The sequence below is a fragment of the Thalassotalea fonticola genome, from assembly GCF_032911225.1.
GTDB classification, from domain to species: Bacteria; Pseudomonadota; Gammaproteobacteria; order Enterobacterales; family Alteromonadaceae; genus Thalassotalea_A; species Thalassotalea_A fonticola.
On sequence record NZ_CP136600.1, the window covers coordinates 4,131,309 to 4,151,923 of the forward strand.

Here is a 20,615-nt window from a genome sequence, read left to right on the forward strand (position 1 = left end):
TAAAATAAAATCGTTAGGTGAGTTACTCAAATAAGTCGCGTGCTGTTGGGTAGCTCATTAACCTCACTTAACAAGAATCCCTTTGTATTGATTTCTCAGCTTAAAGGTTCACGGCAAGCCATGTTGATATCGGCTCTCTAAACTCGTAGTTAACGCCTAAATATGCCAACCCATTATCAATGATCGCTATATATCAAATGGTACAATCCCAAAAAACTACAAAAATATTTAGAAAACAGCATCCTTTTTATAAGTTGTCCGTCTTTAGAGCTGAACATACATTTTTTACTAGCAATAAAGAGGTGCTAAAATGAATTATCCTAACAATGAAAATCAAACTAAACTGATAACTTGTGGTTGTTGTAACTGTAAGTGCAATGATACGCAGTGTCATTGCAGTGGTGATAGTCAAACAGATCAGTCAATATGTGAATGCAATAACTGTACATGTACATCTCATAACAGTTGTTGTGACTGATCTTTTGAATCTAAAATAAGGTAATAGTCGCTTTAATAAGCGGCTATTAATACAGTAGAAGATGATAGAAACAATTTGGAAAACCTTTCACCAACAACTATTCAATTTTATAAATAGCAAAGTTAATGACCCCGCAACTGCAGAAGATATACTGCAAGAAGTATTCATTAAAGTTCATAAAAATATTGAAAATTTAACTTCAAAAGATAAATTGCAACCTTGGCTATACCAAATATGCCGAAATACAATTATTGATTTTTATCGAGTTAAAAAACTAGATACAAATAGTGAAGATTTAGAGCTAATTGCCGATGAACAGCAAGATGAAAGTGATCAAGTACAACTGAGTCGTTGCATACGAACGTTAATTTCAGATTTACCAGACGGCATAAGCAGTATTTTATTCGATAGTGAATTACAGCAAGTTAAACAACAAAACATAGCCGATAAACATCAATTAAGCTTGGCGGCGGTTAAATCTAGAATAAAACGAGGCAGGGTACAGTTGAGAAATAAGCTTCAAGCTTGTTGTGACTTTGAGTTCAAAGAAAGTGGACCTGAAGCTGACTGTAAGAATAACTGTGGTTGCGAAGGCTGAGAAGGATTAATATTTTATTGGGAGGCTGCAACCAATTGTATTTAGTTGATGTTAATTTTAACGTTTTAGCCTAATCTCCAGTCGTTCATCGAGGCTCTATTTATAGCAGCTAACAGTTCTGTTTAAATATATTTGTTTGCCATAAGTTTATTACACGCGGCATTAGGGTGAATCACGGCTTTGGTAATTTTTCCGTGCTGGTGTGTAATAATAGGCTTGTTAATGTAGCCATTAAATTTTCGTGATTTCCACTGGGATGATAGGGCAAAGTCGGTGCTTAAATTGGCAATTAACCCTGTAGATTTATGAACTTTTTGTTTGTTTTTACTATAAATATTGTCGCTTTCGTTAACGCTAGACAACTCATCGATAAAGGTTTTCTCACGACTTGCGGCAACAATGCAGATCCTATTTTCAGCTGCGCGAGATAACAAACTATATTCAACCTCGCACGACTCTTGAATATCAAAAGGCACAAGTAACAAGTGGATGTCATTCAAAGCCGCCACTTTGACTATTGCAGGTATGTTAGCATCATCAGCTGTTAGCATAGCGACGTTTATGGTTCCTTTCTCTAAGGGCAACTCAATAATGTTTAAATCGTTACCTAGCACAGCCCATTGATATCTTCGACAAAAATGTAATTGTTGCTGTGTTGCAAATAAACCATGTTCACTTATCAAAACCGCCTGGTGCACTCCCTCAACCACTACACTCGTGCACACGTATTGAAACGGTCTCAGCACTGTGCTGACTTGTGAAATTAGCTGCTTACTCAAACAGGCTATTTGGCTAAGTTGTTCAGGATCATTGGTGATTGTTTTATCCGCGACAAAGAATAGTTCAGGTAACTGGATTATGTCACTGAGGTTATTTTCAATATAATGACATACATCTTCAATGGCTTGTTCATTAGATTTATAAGTTGCAAAGATAGCAACATTAGTGGTCTCTGGAGCGTTATTATCATGGTCAGATGTTTGTTTTTGCTTGGCGAGTATTTGCTCTTGGTAAAGTTCAGGACGCAGCTGTTTACTCAACTCAGTACCATCAGGTCGAAATTTATTGTTGATACTTAAGCCTGAACATTTCATCTCTATGTCAGCAAACACAAAACCTTCTTCATTGTTCACTATTTGGGCTAGTACCTTACCATCAGGTGAAACTATTTGGCTTTGACCAACCCCAACGAGATATTTTGGGGGAATAAAACTTTGCGCTGAAAAAATGTCACTTTGCTGTTGTGGCATAAGAGGTCCAATTTTATTTGCAGTAGCTAAAAATACCTTATTTTCATGCGCTCTTGCTGGATCATGTAAACCACTTTGATCTAATGCGTATGAATTCATCGAATTACATAATAATTTTGCACCACGTATGGCCAATTCGTTCGGGATCTCAAAGGAAGCACCATCGCTATCGATTAAAAAACCAAGCTCACCAAATGGCGTTGCTACAACTTCCTGTACTTTATTCGCGCAAATAAAAAAGTCATTTTCATGTTCAGTCAATGTTGGTTTATCCACTTGATGAATAAGTTCTCCAGCCGGTGAAAATAAGCATGAGGTCACACTAATATTTGATTTAATTAAGCCGTTTTGATGATCTCGCAATAGACCTCTTTGCACCGTTACATTGATCACGATATAGCAGGCATGTTTTTTTGCTTGCTGCGCTATACGCTGTAAAAAAGTACCATTAATCGCTAAGGCTTGCTCCCATGCATGATTATGATCGACGTACCAAGGCTGAGTATTACAAAATTCAGGAAGAACGATTAATGATGGTTTACACACGGCTGCTGCATTTATCACACGAATACAAGTTGCTAGGTTTTCTTGAGTATTTAATGATGTGGCAAATTGAGAAACGGCTACTCGCATGATTTATAATTTCCATCTAACTAATAAATGTTTGAATTTTGACTTATGAAAGCATTAGGCTTTATCGACGAGATTTTACATTAAAAAGTTATCGTTGCGGGTATTATTACTACTTTAACTAAAGTTAGCTTTAACCTGTAGGTTATCTTTAAAGAATTAAACCTAAAATCCCAGCAAAAGCTGGGATTTTATCTAAAGAAAATTGAAGTTCAACAATAAGTTAAGCTGCTTCTAGAAACCTTTGTTGTTCAGAACTTGTGTCTCGTTCCGGCTCAGTGATCATAAAGCTTAATATGATTGGCACTAAAATCAGAGTGAACACAGTTGAAACTACAAGGCCGCCAACTACTACTGCACCTAAGCCTCGATACAGTTCACTTCCCGCGCCTGGCATTAACACCAGTGGCAACATGCCACCGACTGAAGTTAATGTAGACATCATAATAGGGCGAACACGGCTTTCAACCGACTCTCTAATTGCTTGGCGAGGACTGATCGCTTTCTCTTTTAAAATGTTCAACGTTTGATGCACAATTAAGATAGCATTGTTTACCACTACACCAGCTAAAATTACGAAGCCTAAAATAGTAAGTACATCTAAATTTTGAATAGGTGTGTAGCGGTCCATTACACTGGCCCAATGCACACCCGCCAGACCAATAAAACCGCCTAGAGTTGCCAGTGGCACCGTCACTAGAATAACCAATGGGTATTTCCAGTTTTGAAATAATACCACCATAACTAAATAGATCACTAACATCGCTAAAAAGAAGCTGGAAGCTAACATGCCAGTTATTGAACCATCACCAAGTAAAGCTGTTTTAATATCGTTAAGTTTGCCCGCACTGCCTGCAAGGTTAACCTCAACTAATGGTGATATAGCACCTGCACTGCGCAATTCATCTACCATGCTGTTGATTGACACAATTGCTTGTTCTAAAGGCATGCCTGCTGGCGGTGTAAACTGCAAAGTTACCGCTCGTTGGCGAGCTACATGCTTGATTTGGTCCGCACTTTGAGTACGTTCTAATAATGCTAATGACTGTATATCGACAACCTGTCCTTGTGGCGTCGCTAAAGGCGTTTGCAATAATTCATCAATAGGGAAGTCACCTTGCTGAGCATTACTAACAATTTTAATGTCTTTAAGTTCGCCACCAATTTCAAAGCCATTCATTAAAATAATGCCATCGCCATTCGCTTGTACGGCTAAGCCTAAATCACGACGTGTCATGTCTAATTCAGCCAGCCTTTCATCTATTGGAGCAATGGCTAATTCTGGTGTCGGCAATAGAAAGTTAGCTGGCTCAGGCAACGTTGCATAAGGGCCGTAATTACCGATCAATTTAAATAATAATGCCATTGCACCTTGGGTAATTTGCGGTAAATCATCACCGACTAAATCAATTTGAATGGCTGACCCGGTTGTACCGCCAGTATTAAATAATGGAAACTGAAAGGCAAAACCGATAACATCTGGGGCATTTACCCCCATTAATGTTTGATTAAGCAAATCGACTGCGTCGACAGTTTTTTCAGCATCCATCGGGATCAAACCGTGCAGCACTTGTCCGCCCATAGCGACTAAAAAGTAATGGTCAATTGCTGGCGCAGTAATTACTGAACCATCGCGTAAACGTACGTCTGGGCGATTGTCTTCGGTCGGAAGTGGACCATTGCGCAACTTAGTTTCTGCAGTAAATCGGTCGCCTGAAATTTCCCATGCTGGTCGTAACTTATCTTCAATGCGATCGCCTATTTCAGAAATTTGATCTAAATTATAACCAGGTGGTGGCACCATAAAACCAAAAGCGAAATTACGATTGCCCTTTGGCAAGTAGTCCATTGGTGGGATTAATAGTGCAATGCCGACCAACGTTAATACGGCAAAGCTGGCAATTACCATTACACGCTGTTTTGTACTGCCCGATATTTTATAAACCAGACCGGCTATTTGTTTAGGTACCTTGCTCGCTTTTGCTGAAAGTCGGTTTAATAATCGGTTATTTATGTTTACCTGCTTACTGTCAGTTTTAGCTCTTAATAAATGGGCACCAGCAACTGGGATCACTAACACTGAAACAATAAAACTGATAAGTACTGCGGCCATAATTGCTAAGGATATATCTCTAAATAACTGACCTGCGCTATCTTGAATGGTTAATATTGGAATAAACACCACTAGCGTTGTTAACGTTGACGCAAAAACTGCACCGGCAACTTCTTGTGTACCTTCAACACTAGCTTTTAGAGCGCTTTTGCCCTTTTCTAAATGACGAAATATATTCTCAATTACCACAATGGCATTATCAACCACCATGCCTACGGCAAAAGCCATTCCGGCTAAAGAAACAATATTAATTGAACGGCCTAATGCCACCAAAACAACAATTGATCCAACCATAGAAATGGGAATAGCAATGGCAATAACACCAATTGTGCGTAAAGAGCGTAAGAATAATAACAAAGTAAATACTGCAAGAAGGCCACCAATTAATATATTGCTTTGTACCAAATCAATGGCATTTTCTACATAATTTGAAGAGTCCCAGGTCTGCACCAGTTCAAAGGTACCTGCAAGACCAAGTTTTTTGGCATGTTGTTCAAGTAAGCCTCCAGAGGCATTAAGCTTGCTAAATTCAGCCTTCAGTTCATCCATTGTTTCCAGTAAATTAGCGCCATTAGCTAATTGGAAATTGAAAAAGGGCATCTTCACACCACGCGCTCGCACCCAATCAGTCATTTCTTTATAGGTTTCAACAACTTCCCCTATATCTTTAAGGTAAACTGGTCCGTTTTCATCACGACGAATAACCGTATTCGCTACGGTCTGTGCATCGCTAAATCGGCCCATGGCACGCACCCGAATATCATTTTTGCCATCAGGTAATTTACCGCCGGAGTAGTTGCTATTAGTAAGTTGAATTGCATCCACTAATTGACTGTAACTGATGCCATAGTTGGCTAGACGAATAGGGTCAAAACGAATTTGTAACTCCCGTTCACGAGCTCCCAAAATGCCAACTTTTGAGATCCCTTCAATGTTTTCCAAACGTGGTCGTAACCGGCGCTCCATAAAATCATAAAGCGTTGTATTATCAAAATTGGGATCTGTTGCTGCTAATCCTACCCAAGCTATGTAGTCAACCGACATAGGATCAACACCTTCAACGGTTGGCTCACTTACACCGTTAGGGTAAGCCGGTACCTCATTCAGTTTTTGCACGACTTCAGCTTGGGCTTTACTAATATCAGTGCCTGTAGCAAATTCTAACCGTAATTGTGCTGCAGATGTTTGGCTGATACTGGTCATTGAAATTAAACCGGTTAAATCAGACAGCACCTTTTCTTGTTCTGCCACCACATCCGATTCAATTTCTTCTGGTGAGGCGTTTTCCCAAAAAGTTCGTACACTAACAACAACAGAGTCAACGGTTGGTGTCATTTGCACCGGCACTTGGTTAAAGGCCAATATACCAGCGAGTATTGATAAAATAACGCCGACAATAACGCTTATTGGTTGATTTACTGCGGTTTCTACCATTTTCATTATAGAGCCCCGCGCGCTACTGAATTATTCGTTGTGTCAGCTACAGCAACAACCGGTCCTGGCATTAAGCGTTCATTGCCTTCGGTGATCACCTTATCATTTGCTTTTAAGACAGGGCTCATCACTGCTGCTATTTTACCTTGATGAAATAGCACTGAAACAGGCACTGGCTCGGCAGTTTGTTTATCGTCTGCGGTATGAACCTTGTAAACTAACGTATTGCTACCACGGCGAACAATAGAGTCTTTAGGAACGGTTAAATAGCGAGATTTCATCCCTTCAGGTATCCAGCCGGCAACTGACATTCCTGGCATTAAACCAAAAGACTCAACTTGAGTTACTAACTTAAATGTACGAGCTCGTGCGTCCACATTACGTAATACTTTACTGTTATAGCCGCTAAGCATTTTGCCACCAACATTCAAGCCCAAACTCTCTGGCGCCGTGTTAAGGTGCTGAGCAAAACGCTCTGGCACGTCCAGCCAAGCTTCAAGCTTGCCTTCTGAGGTTAATGTTAGAGCGCTGTCGCCTGCACCTAACCATTGCCCTGGCTCTGCCAGTCTTTGCGTAATTTGGCCATTAAATGGAGCTTTAATAGACATGTCATCTAAACGCACTTCAACAATACGTAATTGCGCCTGCAAAGCTTTAACTGCTTCATGCGCCGCAAGCACTTGAGCTTGTGTGATTAAGGCGGCAGCTTTGCTTTGACGTAATCTCTGCTCTGAAATAGCATTTTTAGTTGCCGATTGCTTATAGGCAACAAAGTCTTCTTCGGCTAAGTCAAACTCGGCTAAGGCTAACGTATGCTGCGCTTTTGCTAGAGCCAGTTCTGAAGTTAATCGAGATTTTTCTGCTAACATCTTACGGTCATCAATTTGTAGCAATGCTTGCCCGGCTTTAATCGTGTCACCTTCATTAACAAATACCTTAATAACAATACCAGCTTCAGCAGAAGCAACACTTGTTTGGGTAACTGCTTTTAAAGTGCCTGTTACACGTTTATGCGCTTGCAGTTCTTGTTCAGTAACTGTAGAAAAGCGCACCACTTGATTGGCCGATGCCGCCGTAGAGAAAAACACCGAAGTAACAGTGCTAATAAAAAGAAAAGATAATGCAGATGCTTTAATTAAATTTAAAAATGAATATGGACGCAAGTTATTCCCCTGATAATATTATATATATTAGACCAGTCGTCTAGTGGGCGCATTTTTGATCTTTTTAAGCTTAGATGCAAGTCATTCACTATGCTTTTTTGCTATGGATATGTTTTTTTAGTTATAAAGAATTCGTTAATAGAGTGCTAAATTATTGTAAATAACGGAAGGGTAAGGCTTTTCCTGGCTATATAAGGTTGTCGACTTTGTATTTGATGATGTGCTTTTTGCTGATTTTAAAATGTTACTAATTATGAATAAATCACAATTTAAATAACCGTTATAAAGATAACGGTTGTAATAAATTTAATGTTTTTAAGGAGAAACGGTTGGGGATTTGAAACTGAGTAATAGCAGAATTTGGACAGTTTATTGTTTAACTAATAGAAAGTTAAAGATGATCTCAACAAAATTATCATAGGCTTGAGTACTATTTTCTACTTGCATTTGAATTGACGCGCCATTACTGGCATTAAATAAAAAACTGGCCATTTTAGCGGCATCAATATTATCACCAAGTTCTTTCTCTGCTTGAGCTTCGTTGATCACTTGCGCAAGTTGTGCATTCATAGAGTCTTGCGAACATTTTAAAGCGCCACGCATCGATTCACTTAGCTTTGACTGTTCAAGTGCGAGCTTGGGTATCAAACATTGACAGTCTATGCCTTCTTCTTCATGAAACTGTTGGATACGAGCAAAAAAGTTTTTTATTCGTGTTAGTGGACTGTATTTTCGGTCACGAAATATCTCTCGAAAGAACTCACTGTTTTCATCAGTAGCTCTTTCGATTAATGCCATGCCAAAGTCTTCTTTAGACTTGAAGTAGTGATAAAATGACCCTTTAGGCACGCCAGCGCTGTCTAATATTTCTTTTAGACCACAGCCGTTATAGCTTTTTTCAATAATGAGACTATGACCTGCAGCCAGTATCATTTCACGGGTATCTTGTTTAACCATTTTCTATCTCAAGTATTATTAAAAACGTTATATAATTGATTATTATTGGACCAGTCGTCTTGAATGTCAATTACTACGTGTATATTTTTAATCGATGCTGCAGAAAGAGATAAAATATTGGTCATATTAATTAACTTTTATAAAAATAGCCTTACTGAGCTACTTTTACTCGGATTTTATTCTTGGCAATGCGTTTTTCATGCAAGCTTTTTAATGCTACTGCAGCTTCTTTTTCATCAGGCATTTCTACAAAAGCAAAGCCTTTAGATTTTCCTGTAGCTTGGTCTAACACTAAGGTGCATTCTGTGACGTAGCCATGTGCAGTGAATAGTTGGCGGATTTCTTGTTCTGTTGTCGAGCGTGAAAGGTTACGAACTAAAAGTTTCATAATGATCCAGGTGATAAGTAAATATAATCTGAATTATCGCAATAATTTCTACATTTACCAAGTTATTGTTTAAATATAGTATGTTCGTCAATATGCCAAGGTTATAACATACATATTGTTAAATTATATGATTTCCACATCCCTGCATCGCCAGTGTAAGTTACCGTAAGGAAAGGTAAAGAAAGGTAAATCCCCGCTCTGTTTGTGAACAAAATGTAAAAACACAACTCTACAAATTGCAACAATTTCCACGCTACTTTGAACGTCTGTTCAAGCAATTGACAGGTTTTCAAATAGCAGCATTTTAATTTTTTATGGTGCCCAAAATGAGTTACAAACAAAACAATTTCTTTTCCCAAGTAGTAAAATCAATACTATGTACAGGTATTTTTCTATTCACCATCACCGGTTGTGAATCTGATGACGACAGTGATGACACCTTAGGCTCAGTTCGTTTATACAACGCTTCCGCAAATGCTCCTGAAATATTCTTAACTGTAGATGAAAATATTGATGAATACGATGATGACGAAGCAGATGATTTTGAAAAAACATTTTCAAGCATTGAACTTGGTGAATCTACCGGTAACTTTGAGTTAGAAGCCAAAGAATACTACGTTGAACTTGCATGGCAGGACGATGATAGCTCTTACCGGGACGATTTAGAGGTTATTTATCAAACTGAGCATAAAATAACGAAAGACAACATACATCTCATCGTCATCGCTGAAGATATTCAATCACCTACGGTATTATCTTATGATATTGCTGAAATAGATGACGATGATGACGCAGATGATGAACTGTTTAATCTCAGTTTATTAAATATGCACCCTTGGTCTGATGGTATCGATATTTATCTATCAAAATCGGATGAATCATTTAACCAAGCCAAGTTATTGGGGGAGTATAATTACACCGAACTATCCGACAATCAAAAGCTTGAAATAGATGAATATGTCTTTTACATTACCTCGGCTGGAAGTGAAGAAGTATTGTATCAGTCAAGTGAAATCGATTATCAGTATACGAACCAATACGTTATGGTAATTCGAGAAAATCCAGGTGTTGGCGATTCACCTTTTGTTATTGACCGGGTTTCATCATCAAATGTTGAACTTTACCAGCACGAAGGAGACAGCGCTCAATTTCGTACGTTTAATGCGATTGTAAATCACGATTTGCTGCCAAATTATCAAGGCGAATTTGCGTTATCGTTAAATTCTGTTGATGACTCAATAGAAATTTCAGCTACTGAGTTTGGCGAATTTAGTAATTCAGTGGGTACCGCTGAGGGTGACTACAGTGCTGATTTGAGCATACCTGATACTGGCGAAATCATTTTGCAAAATCATTTAATTACTTTAGCCGAAAACACCGATAAAACAATATTCTTTTACCTCGAAGAAGATGATGTTGATTTAGACGGTGACGGCGATGTTGATGAAGATGGCGATGGTTATGTGGACGAAGTTGAGATCACCGTAAAGTCATTAGTCGTAGATAACAGTACCAGTGCGAGTATTTATAATCATGAAATTAAAATTATCAATTTCGTTGATAATGATGATTTTAATGCCGTTGGTTTTTATTTCGTCAGAAGTGATGAATTGATTGAAACAGCAAGCCTATACCAAAACGTATCATATTCATCTCCGGCAGCGATTACGTTAGTGAACAATACTTACAGCATTTATGCGGTAGCACAAGATGGTAGTAGTGATGTTATTCTGGTTAGCACGCAATTGACCCTTGATGAAAACAGTGAAGCAATGTTTCTGATTTTAGAAGAAAACATAGATGCACCGAGCGGTTATAATGTAAAGTTTGCTAACCAAAAAGGTTATTAACTTTAAAAAATCCGATTAATTGATTTGTGGCGACGTAAGACTTTCTCAAGCTGTATAGTGTAATATCGCCACAAATAAAACCATTTTGTAAATGTTGGATCTTTATGCATAAAATTAACTATGGGCTAGCGTTAATCTTCACCGTAATATTTAGTGGTTATTCGCTGGCAAATACAAATACATACGTAACAGTTGAAGAAGTTAAAATTACTAAAGCCAAAACCGAGCTGCCAAAGATCACCAGTCAGTTTGAATTGCTAATTAGCCAATTTACTGCTGAATTAGAAAAACCTGCTATAGAGAGCCGTCTAAGCACTGTAGCCACGCAATTTGCCAATAGCTTATGGCAGCAAGCAACTGCTTATATGCAAACCAATAAAACCTTTGATGACAGAGCGCTTTATTGGGGCCGATTACAAATGGCGAAACAGCTAAGAATATCAGCTGCATTTTATCAACTGTCTCTGGCTGAGCAGTCAACGTTGATGAGCGATTTTGAATTAGCCAGTCGCGGTTTAAGTGATGTGAAATTCACTAAAAATACAGATAAAAAAATATTGGTTACCGGCTTTGACCCGTTTTATCTGCATCGAAATATTGCGCAAAGTAATCCATCGGGTATTGCGGCAATAAACTTAGATGGTGTGGTTATTGAACATAATGGCGTAACCGCTGAAATCCAAACGCTGATTGTGCCGGTGCGCTTTAGCGACTTTGATCAAGGCATGATTGAAACCATGCTGACGCCTTACATTAAATCAGGTGAGGTTGATATGGTAACTACTATAAGTATGGGCCGCAAAGAGTTTGACTTAGACCGTTTCCCTGGCCTTCGCCGTAGCTCGGTAGCGCCAGGCAATTTAGGTGTTTATACCGGCGCTACTAGTAAAAATCCGTTAATCCCTTTTTATTTAGGTAAACCATTAACTGGCCCTGAGTTTGTTGAATTTAGTCTACCAGTTGCGGCAATGCAAAAAGCCAAGGGTAAATACCAAGTGATAGATAATGGCGCGATTAAAACTATACAAAAAGGCAAATTTTCAGCGACATCTTTAGCTGAGTTAGCTAACGAAACAGCAGTGCAGGGCTCTGGTGGTGGCTATCTTTCTAATGAAATTTCGTATCGTAGTATTTTAATTCGCAATCAATTTAATCCAAAATTGCCGGTTGGTCATATTCATACGCCGAGAATCAAAGACTGGGTTAAAGGTGAAGTAAAAGTCATTGTTGAGCAAATTCAGCAAATGTTTACTCAGGCAGTCACTGCCATTTAAATATTGCTTAGGAAAAATTATAGGACTAGGTATGAGAATAGATTGGACAAATATGGCTATTATTTGCCATTTCAAGTTTGTCCAATCTATGAATAAAAGATATGTTTTTTTGTCTATATTTAAACGCTTATATTATCTTTGCGGCTAGCAAAAAACCTCATCGGTAATGCCAAGGTTAATAAGATTAAATAACCAAAGCTGCCACTGCCACCACTACTGTCACTTTCATCAGAAGCAGTCTCTATATTATTTGCCGTTTCTTCTACAACAGGGAAAATATCCAGTGTAGTTACCGCACTATTGGTTAACTCGCCATCGGTTACTTCAACTGTAAAAGAAAAGCTCGTTTTTGAAGTTACCTCTGGTGCTTTAAAAGTTGGTGAGATACTGGTGATGTTTAGCAAGTTTACTTCTGGTCCCGCGGTTTGACTCCATGAGTATTGCAGAGTATCACTGTCAGGATCAGCTGAGCCATCTGCCGATAACTGTACATAGTCACCAACATAAATTGTATCTGTAGGACCAGATGCTACGGCCACGGGAGCTTGATTTGGCTGTTCAGGCTCTTCAGGTTGCTCCGGCTCTTCAATGACAATACAGCCGTCGCTATCAACAATACTATTTATTGGTGTATCAGGACATAAATCTAGATCATTACTTACGCCATCTTGATCATTATCCAGTACTGGTGGTACTGTGAGAACGCAGCCATCGCTATCTACAACACTGTTTAACGGTGTGTTTGGGCATAAATCGAGATCATTGTTTACACCATCCTGGTCATCATCAAGTATCACAGTATTATTTGGCGTAGCTTCGTCACAATAAGCAGATGAATTAGATGGATCTGGACTGCAGTGAGCAACATAATCTACTTCCATTGTTGCTGTGTTCAGACTTGAGTCAATACTGCCACCTAAGTTGCCACCCATGGCGACATTTAGCAAAACGAACATCGGCTCTTTGTATTGAGCACAAGTGCTTACATCTTGCGTGGTGACCAGGGTGTCATCAATATAAAAACTAATATTGTTTGCATCCCATTCCATCGCGTATTTATGCCACTGTAAAACATCGTTGCCACCATTTGGGTAGGTATACCTCACTTCACTGGCACAACCATTGGTATTGAAAAAGTTGGTGATATATGTGTTTGGCTGATTGGAAAACCATTCCCAGACGTCTATTTCACCTGCACCCGGTTGTGGCCAGGAGCTAAAATCATCATCATTTTTAATGGGCTGTTGGTTGATACGATTTTCCAGCATCCAAAAGGCCGGCCAGGTGCCACCTTCTAAATTGTGAAATTTTATTCTAGCTTCAATGCGCCCGTATAAGAATTCAGCCTTGTCTTTGCTGTTCAGTCTGCCGGAGGTCCAACTTTTTTGTGACCCACCTAAGCCTGGACAACTTATAGATTGCTTTCTGGCGATGATTTTAAGAGTACCGTCAGATACTTGGTAGTTTTGATTGGCCGTGCTGTCATCGTCGGTATAACATTGTACTTCGTTGTTATAATTCGCATTGGTTTGCGCAGTCCAGTTATTCCAGTTAACGCCATCATTATCGAACTTGTCAATCCACTCTACTTGCCAGCCAGCCTGTGCGCTTGCGGTTAACATAAGAAATGAAAATGTAGTTGCAATGTATTTAAACTTTTTTGAAGCAGTATTTAACTGCATAAATGAAAAGGTTTTGATAATGTGTACTCCTGATACATAAATTAATAGCTTAAGCCAAAGCCGTAACTGAATAGCGGGCAGTAGGGACTATCGCCAATACTGCTCGTAGAATGTGCTTTTTTGGGCCAACTGAATGACAGTTTGCCTTGAAAATTATAATCACCAAATAGCACGTCACTGATGCCTTGACCTTCTGAACCAGGTAGCCAGGCTGAAACAAATGCATTAGATGCAGCAAGTTCCTTATTGACGACTAACGGCCGGCCAGAGATTAAAACGGTAATAATTGGGATGTTTTTAGCGTTAAGGGTTTTGATTGTTTGGTAGTCTTCCGGGTGCAAGTTTGCCAACTCTAAAGAATCGCCGTAAGGTTTAATGATATTTATTTCACCGTTAATCAACGAACCGGTTTGAACAATAATATCGTTACCATTTCGTATATCGCCCATCCCTTCGGCATAAGAGCATTCACCAATAACAACAATTGCCGCATCAAACTCAGCTGAATTAACCGTGTCGGCAGAGACGTCACTAAGCAATGTGGCATTCGGTGCAACCTTTTCAACTCCCTGCCAAATAGAGGTACCACCTTCAATAAATTCATTTCCCGTTACGCCTTGCCAGTCGATGGTAAAACCACCACATTGATGGCCTAAATTATTGGCGTTTTTACCAGTAACCAAAATTTTCTGTTTTTTATCTAACGGTAATATCCCGTTCTGATTCTTTAACAAGACTAAAGATTTTCTCACCGCTTCCCTGGCTACTTCGCGATGAGCTAAGGAGCCAAAATCATCGTGGTTTGCCCATGTTCGGTGTTTTGGTCGTGGCATATCAAATAAACCACAATGAATTTTTACACTAAGAATTCGTCGAACCGCATCATTAACTCTTTCAATGGTTACAGTTCCCAGCTCAATATGGCTAATTAAGTGCTCAATAAATTCACGCCAATTTTGTGGCAACATAAACATGTCAATTCCGGCGTTGACACTAATACCGATAGATTGATAAAAATCACTGGATAAATAATCTATTGCATCCATATCGGACAGAACGAAACCAGAAAATTGCATTTTGTTCTTCAACACATCGGTGAGTAAGTATTTGTGACCATGGCATTTATCGCCATTCCAACTGCTGAACGAGGCCATCACAGTAAGTGCGCCAGCATCAAGAGCGGACTGAAAAGGTGGGATATGAGTTTTTGCCAACTCACTCCAACTGGCAACAGTATCACCTTGGTCAACACCATGAGCTGTACCGCCATCGCCTACCCAGTGTTTAAGGCAAGCAATAATAGAATGCTCGGCAACGTTATTTTGCATCCCCTTGATTATTCTCGGAGCATACTGAGTAGTAATTTTAGGGGTTTCAGCGAAACTTTCGTAAGTCCTGCCCCAATGATGATTTTGAGCAACGGCTAAATTAGGTGCAAAAACCCAATCTATGCCGCTGGCCAGAACTTCTTTAGCGGTTACGCTCGCGACTCGTTCAATGAGTTCGGCATCATTCATTGCGCCTAAGCCGATGTTATGGGGAAATATTGTTGCCCCTTTTACATTGTTATGGCCATGAATAGCGTCTGCACCATAAATGATTGGGATCGCTAAATGGTCTTTATCTGCGCTTATAGATGCACACCAATAATCATCAACCATGTTTAACCAGTCAATTGGTGAATTATCTTCAGGCAAGGATCCTGCACCACTTAATACAGAGCCTATGTGATATTTTTTCACATCTGCAGGGGAACAGGTTAAACGTTCAACCTGAACCATTTGACCAATTTTTTGCTCAATGTTCATGCTTGAAATCAGCTTTTCTACTTTCTCTTTTATGGTTTTGCTGAATTTAATCTGAGTCATTTATAGAACATCCGAAATATAAAATTCAGTTCTAAGTGTCGCCTCTGAGCTGCCACCTACCCATAAATGAAATTGCCCTGGTTCAGCATTTAATTGCATTTTCCGATCATAGAATGCTAAATCATCGGTAGATAATTCAAAGGTGATTGTTGTCGTTTCGCCAGCAGTTAAGTGTACTCGTTGAAAGCCCTTTAGTTCTTTTATCGGGCGGGTAACGCTACCGACCAAGTCTCTAATATAGAGTTGCGCTATTTCTTCGGCTGCAAATTCACCGGTGTTGGTTAACTGCGCTGAAATAGTTAATGTTTCGCCGAGAGAAATATTAGCATCACTTAGAGTAATGTTACTGTATGCAAATTGGCTGTAAGACAAACCAAAGCCGAAATGAAATAACGGCGAAAAATGCGTATCTAAATGCGTGGCCGCCATGCCTAAAGAGGTTTGTGCTGCTCTTTCGGGCACATCATTCATATGCACGAAAGAGGCTTCGGTGGCCGGCTTGCCAGTATGCTTTTGCGCGTAATATAACGGGATTTGGCCAACCGTACGTGGAAACGTAACGGGTAATTTTCCAGAAGGGGACTCAACCCCAAAGATTAAATCAGCAATAGCCGGGCCGCCCATAGTGCCAGGGTGCCATGCATAAAGAATGCTATCTACTTTATCAACGATGTTGGTTAGCGTTAACGGTCTGCCCGCCATAACAACTAGCACAATTGGCGTACCGGTCTTGCTAATAGCTGAAATTAACTGTTCCTGACAACCGGGTAAATCGATAGTAGAACGACAATGCGCTTCACCTGACAATATCGATTCTTCACCTAAAAATAGCATTGCTACATCAGCAGAAGTGGCGATTGCTACCGCGCGCTCAAATTCATCTTGGTTGTGGCTACGAGAGTTTGTTAATGCTTTTTCATAGTTAACTTCAACAGATTCACCAACAAAGTCTTTTATTGCCTGTAAGCAAGTTTGACTGTGCTGCGCTTCGCCATCAAATATCCAGGTACCAAGTTGTTCATAACCATCGTCCGCCAGAGGACCAATAACGGCTAAAGAGTTAACGGTGTTGGTAGAAATCGGCAGCAGGCTATTCGAGTTTTGTAACAATACACAACTTTTAACCGCAGCTTGTTTAGCCGCGGCCAAATTTTCTTTATTTAGAATGGTTGGTAAAGAGGCTGGGTCGGTATAGGGATTATCGAATAAGCCAAGATCATATTTTAACGTTAAAATTCGGCCAACCATAAGATCAATTTTTTCGAGGTCTATTTTTCCTTCCGATACTAGGGCTTGTAGATGGTCATGATAAGTTGAACTAACCATTTCCATATTTATGCCAGCATTCGCTGCTTCAAAAGCCGCTGCTTTATCGTTAGCTGTAAAGCCATGTATGGTAAGTTGGCGAATAGAATCCCAATCGCTAACAACAAAGCCCGGATAATTCCATTCTTCTCGTAATACTTCCTTCATTAGCCACTCATTGCCTGACGCTGGTACACCATTTAGATCGCTAAACGATGCCATAAATGTTGCAACACCTGCATCTGCCGCGGCTTTAAAAGGTGGCAAATATACATTTCTTAATTCATTTTCTGGAATATTGGCGGTGTTATAATCTCTGCCGCTTTCGCTAGCACCATAGCCGGCAAAGTGCTTTGCGCAGGATGCAATAGAGCCAATATCTTTTAAATCTTTGCCCTGAAAGCCATTTACCATAGCAACGCCAAGAGCTGAGCATAAATATGGATCTTCACCTAAACTTTCAGCAATTCGGCCCCAGCGCGGGTCGCGGCTAATATCTATCATTGGCGCAAAAGTCCAATTTACGCCACAAGTAGAAGATTCTAATGCGCTTATTCTGGCGCCTTGCTCTATTACTTTGGGGGACCAACTTGCCGCTTGTCCTAAAGGGATTGGAAATATGGTTTTAAAGCCATGAATTACATCTCGGCCAATTAACAGTGGTATCCCTAAACGGCTTTCTTCAACGGCAATTCTTTGTAGTTCATTTACTGTGGGTAAATCTACTTCATTTAATACTGAGCCAACCTTGCCAGCTCGTAGCGCAGCAGATAAATTCTCGGGTATCCAACCTTCATGGCCTGCTAATTGGCTCATTTGACCAATTTTTTCTTCAATGCTCATTTGCGAGAGCAGCTGTGAAACCGGCAAGTCAAAATGGGAATTAAGCTCAGTCATAATTTTTAAACAACTATTTGCAGACATGGGTGTACCTTAATGAAGACAGTGAAATAATCATTAGCGGTAACGGAAAGTCATTATTTGTACCGCATAAATTATTAAGTCTTATATTCAATAAAAAATTTTTATGAATCTAAGACTATAACGACTCATGAAAGAAACAATGCAAACACGTTAAAGCGGACTCAGCTTGAGATGACTTGGTTTTTCAAGCATATTTCATCTCAAATAACAAATTATTGACGCCTCTCACGACTGATTTTCCATTGCTGTCCTATTCACCGTTGATTAATCCCCAACTCATCGTTTATCTATTGTTTTGCCAGCATTTATATATAAGGTCAGGGTTACCTTTTATTTGGTAGTTTCTATAACAAGCGATGAATTAACCACGTAGTTGTGAAAATATCTTCGAACAGAATTTGCAAGGGAACAGTTAGATGAGTACAAATGGACACTATGAAACCGCTGCGGCAGATAAAGTTTCTCTTGCACAAAAATTTGTTTATGGTTTAGGGGCGTTAACCAATAATTTACTTGGCGCTGCTATTGGCAGCATGTTAATTGTGTTAAACCTTGGCTTAGGGATGAACCCTGCTTTGGTTGGTTTACTCGCCTCCCTTCCTCGTTTAACTGATGCAATAACCGACCCGTTAATGGGCTATATATCTGATCACACAAAATCAAGGTGGGGCAGACGTCGGCCTTACATTTTTTGTGGTGCAATTGCATCTGCCATAATTTTTACCTTACTTTGGCAACTGCCAACCGATCAAAGTGAAACGTTTTTATTTTGGTTTTTTCTGCTTGGCTCTATTATTTTTTATCTGGCTTATACTATGTACGCCACACCATGGGTTGCCTTAGGCTATGAGTTGACCCCGGATTATCATGAACGAACGCGAGTAATGGCGGTGCAAAATTTCATGGGCCAATTTGCCTGGTTAATTGCGCCTTGGTTCTTATGGTTTATGCAATCGGATATGTTTTTTGAGGACATGATTGAAGGAGCTAGCTGGCTAGCTTTGCTTATCGGTTTGTTTACCATTACGGTGGGAATTTTACCGGCAATCTTTTTAAGAGAACGTTTCGGCAAAGAAGCTGAAGCCAAAGCCGAGATTAAGTCGAACAAAAAAGATGATGCAGAGGAGTTTCCGGCAAGTATAGGTAATTTTGTCAAAGGTTTTATCACCACTATCAAGTTCAAACCATTCTTGTATTTATGTGTAGCAACCTTTTTGGTGTTTAATGGCTTTATGTTGGTAGCGTCATTTCAAACCTATGTCATTATTTACTATGTTTTCGGCGGTGATCAATCACTGGGGGCAGAATACGCCGGGTGGTCAGGAACAGTTTCGGCAATTGCGACGTTTTGTGTGATATTTTTAATTTCGAAAGTTTCGACTATTGTGGGCAAACGTAGGGCATTTTTTATTGGTACTGGTATTTCAATTATTGGTTTCGGCTTAAAATGGTTTTGTTACACGCCTGAGCAACCATTGCTGTTATTAATACCGCCCGTATTAATCGCGTTTGGCTTAGGTGGCTTGTTTACTATAATGCCGTCTATGGTTGCCGATGTTTGTGATATGGATGAACTGGAAACAAGTCAGCGCCGTGAAGGCATGTTTGGCTCTATTTATTGGTGGGTGGTTAAATTGGGTATGGCACTTGCGTTAGCAGCTGGCGGTTTCTTATTGAATGCCACTGGCTTTGATGTTGATTTAGGTGGTCAACAATCAACCGATACCATATTCTTAATGCGTATATTTGACGTTGTTATTCCTATGATCACCTCTGCTATTGCTATCTGGATGATCACAAAATATCCAATAACGGAAAGCTTGGCACACGATGTGCGCGAAAAACTTGAACTTAAGCGGGGCAAGTCTGTGCCAATAGATGATGATTATTCTGAACGTGACGCAAGTTTGGTGACAAGTTAACATTTACAGAAATAGATGAATGTGAAATCGACCTGTTGGTTGAGCAGATAAAAAGGGATCTAGCTAGCTAGATCCCTTTTTTATAAGTTATTTATTAATTGCTATAAAGTACGGCTAGTCGCCAACTGCGGCTAATTCAAGAGTAACTTGTTCGATACCATTTTTGGCTATGCGACTATCAATTTCCGCTCGTTTGCTGGTTAACAAAGAAATACCTTCTACTATCATGTCATAAGCTTTCCACTGCTTAGATTTTCTGTTTTGGCGCATTTGAAAAGTAATCGTGATATTTGGCGCATTGGCAGCTGAAATAATCGCATCTACCGAAACAATTCTGGCACCATTAATTGGCCGCTCTGGCTCAAAAGTAACTTGTTGATTTTTATATTGTTTAAGCGCCGTGGCGTAGGTTTTAACCAAATAACTACGCATAGAAACAATAAAATTTTGTTTTTGAGTTCTATTCATTGTTTTCAAATGTTTGCCTAAAATTTTGAATGCGGCATATTTATAGTCGATTGCCGGCATTAATTCTTGTTCAACAATATCACGCATTAGTTGTGGCGATGTTTTCAACAGTTGTTGGTCATCTGCTATGCGAGTAAATAATTGCTCACCCGTATTGGCTATTACCTTATAAGGAGATATTTCCTGCTCAACAGCGGTACTGTTAAAGCTGAACATGATAAATAGGATGATTGCAAAAAAACGCTTCATGGTCGTTCCTTATTTTATGTGAGTCAATAATTAATAAATTAAAGGACTTGGCTTAATATGGT

The 20,615-nt window shown here is 39.5% G+C and carries 13 protein-coding genes; 4 read left to right on the forward strand and 9 right to left on the reverse strand.

All coding sequences use genetic code 11. The annotated features are described in order from the left end of the window. Positions 1-539 precede the first annotated feature (539 nt). The gene (gene sigZ / locus RI844_RS16995; RefSeq protein WP_348395838.1) at positions 540-1,076 is read left to right on the forward strand and encodes an RNA polymerase sigma factor SigZ; all 537 of its coding nucleotides are present in this window, start codon (positions 540-542) and stop codon (positions 1,074-1,076) included. A 122-nt stretch (positions 1,077-1,198) separates the two neighbouring features. Here the strand turns inward: sigZ and RI844_RS17000 are convergent, their stop codons facing one another. The 5 genes from RI844_RS17000 to RI844_RS17020 all read right to left on the reverse strand — a co-directional run bounded on the left by RI844_RS17000 (position 1,199) and on the right by RI844_RS17020 (position 9,011). Beyond that, positions 1,199-2,959 carry a nitrilase-related carbon-nitrogen hydrolase gene (locus RI844_RS17000; RefSeq protein ID WP_348395839.1) on the reverse strand — a complete coding sequence of 587 codons (1,761 nt, stop codon included), beginning with the start codon at positions 2,957-2,959 and terminating at the stop codon, positions 1,199-1,201. 220 nt (positions 2,960-3,179) lie between these two features. After that, the gene (locus RI844_RS17005) at positions 3,180-6,509 is read right to left on the reverse strand and encodes an efflux RND transporter permease subunit (protein ID WP_348395840.1); all 3,330 of its coding nucleotides are present in this window, start codon (positions 6,507-6,509) and stop codon (positions 3,180-3,182) included. Next, positions 6,509-7,666: an efflux RND transporter periplasmic adaptor subunit gene (locus RI844_RS17010; protein WP_348395841.1), complete on the reverse strand. Its 1,158-nt coding sequence runs from the start codon at positions 7,664-7,666 to the stop codon at positions 6,509-6,511. The genes RI844_RS17005 and RI844_RS17010 overlap by 1 nt, the downstream gene beginning before the upstream one ends. Before the next feature lie 369 nt (positions 7,667-8,035). Then, positions 8,036-8,623, reverse strand: a complete 588-nt coding sequence (locus tag RI844_RS17015) for a TetR/AcrR family transcriptional regulator (protein WP_348395842.1) — start codon at positions 8,621-8,623, stop codon at positions 8,036-8,038. 151 nt (positions 8,624-8,774) lie between these two features. Continuing rightward, a complete protein-coding gene (locus RI844_RS17020; RefSeq protein ID WP_348395843.1) occupies positions 8,775-9,011 on the reverse strand; it encodes an RNA recognition motif domain-containing protein in 237 nt (78 codons plus the stop codon). 326 nt (positions 9,012-9,337) lie between these two features. On the opposite strand from RI844_RS17020, the gene RI844_RS17025 reads away from it, so the two are divergent. Beyond that, the gene (locus tag RI844_RS17025) at positions 9,338-10,861 is read left to right on the forward strand and encodes a hypothetical protein (protein WP_348395844.1); all 1,524 of its coding nucleotides are present in this window, start codon (positions 9,338-9,340) and stop codon (positions 10,859-10,861) included. 104 nt (positions 10,862-10,965) lie between these two features. Continuing rightward, a complete protein-coding gene (locus tag RI844_RS17030; protein ID WP_348395845.1) occupies positions 10,966-12,135 on the forward strand; it encodes a hypothetical protein in 1,170 nt (389 codons plus the stop codon). 119 nt (positions 12,136-12,254) lie between these two features. Here the strand turns inward: RI844_RS17030 and RI844_RS17035 are convergent, their stop codons facing one another. From RI844_RS17035 to bglX, 3 genes are read right to left on the reverse strand one after another with little or no spacing between them, the layout of a single operon-like run. Next, a complete protein-coding gene (locus RI844_RS17035) occupies positions 12,255-13,817 on the reverse strand; it encodes a glycoside hydrolase family 16 protein (protein WP_348395846.1) in 1,563 nt (520 codons plus the stop codon). Between the two features lie 41 nt (positions 13,818-13,858). Further along, the gene (locus tag RI844_RS17040) at positions 13,859-15,685 is read right to left on the reverse strand and encodes a glycoside hydrolase family 3 protein (protein WP_348395847.1); all 1,827 of its coding nucleotides are present in this window, start codon (positions 15,683-15,685) and stop codon (positions 13,859-13,861) included. Then, complete coding sequence (bglX, locus tag RI844_RS17045) at positions 15,686-17,914, reverse strand: beta-glucosidase BglX (protein WP_348395848.1); 2,229 nt, start codon at positions 17,912-17,914, stop codon at positions 15,686-15,688. 416 nt (positions 17,915-18,330) lie between these two features. Here bglX and RI844_RS17050 point away from each other — a divergent pair, with 416 nt between their 5' ends. Further along, positions 18,331-19,836, forward strand: a complete 1,506-nt coding sequence (locus RI844_RS17050) for an MFS transporter (protein WP_348395849.1) — start codon at positions 18,331-18,333, stop codon at positions 19,834-19,836. A 114-nt stretch (positions 19,837-19,950) separates the two neighbouring features. On the opposite strand, the gene RI844_RS17055 is transcribed toward RI844_RS17050, so the two are convergent. After that, positions 19,951-20,553 (reverse strand): MlaC/ttg2D family ABC transporter substrate-binding protein, encoded by a 603-nt coding sequence (locus RI844_RS17055; protein ID WP_348395850.1) that lies wholly within the window; start codon positions 20,551-20,553, stop codon positions 19,951-19,953. Between the last annotated feature and the right edge of the window lie 62 nt (positions 20,554-20,615).

What these genes read in the sequence shown, in the direction of transcription:
- sigZ (WP_348395838.1), top strand. Translation starts at nt 540, where the DNA reads ATGATAGAAACAATTTGGAAAACCTTTCACCAACAACTATTCAATTTT.
- RI844_RS17000 (WP_348395839.1), bottom strand. Translation starts at nt 2,959, where the DNA reads ATGCGAGTAGCCGTTTCTCAATTTGCCACATCATTAAATACTCAAGAA.
- RI844_RS17005 (WP_348395840.1), bottom strand. Translation starts at nt 6,509, where the DNA reads ATGAAAATGGTAGAAACCGCAGTAAATCAACCAATAAGCGTTATTGTC.
- RI844_RS17015 (WP_348395842.1), bottom strand. Translation starts at nt 8,623, where the DNA reads ATGGTTAAACAAGATACCCGTGAAATGATACTGGCTGCAGGTCATAGT.
- RI844_RS17020 (WP_348395843.1), bottom strand. Translation starts at nt 9,011, where the DNA reads ATGAAACTTTTAGTTCGTAACCTTTCACGCTCGACAACAGAACAAGAA.
- RI844_RS17025 (WP_348395844.1), top strand. Translation starts at nt 9,338, where the DNA reads ATGAGTTACAAACAAAACAATTTCTTTTCCCAAGTAGTAAAATCAATA.
- RI844_RS17030 (WP_348395845.1), top strand. Translation starts at nt 10,966, where the DNA reads ATGCATAAAATTAACTATGGGCTAGCGTTAATCTTCACCGTAATATTT.
- RI844_RS17035 (WP_348395846.1), bottom strand. Translation starts at nt 13,817, where the DNA reads ATGCAGTTAAATACTGCTTCAAAAAAGTTTAAATACATTGCAACTACA.
- RI844_RS17040 (WP_348395847.1), bottom strand. Translation starts at nt 15,685, where the DNA reads ATGACTCAGATTAAATTCAGCAAAACCATAAAAGAGAAAGTAGAAAAG.
- bglX (WP_348395848.1), bottom strand. Translation starts at nt 17,914, where the DNA reads ATGTCTGCAAATAGTTGTTTAAAAATTATGACTGAGCTTAATTCCCAT.
- RI844_RS17050 (WP_348395849.1), top strand. Translation starts at nt 18,331, where the DNA reads ATGAGTACAAATGGACACTATGAAACCGCTGCGGCAGATAAAGTTTCT.
- RI844_RS17055 (WP_348395850.1), bottom strand. Translation starts at nt 20,553, where the DNA reads ATGAAGCGTTTTTTTGCAATCATCCTATTTATCATGTTCAGCTTTAAC.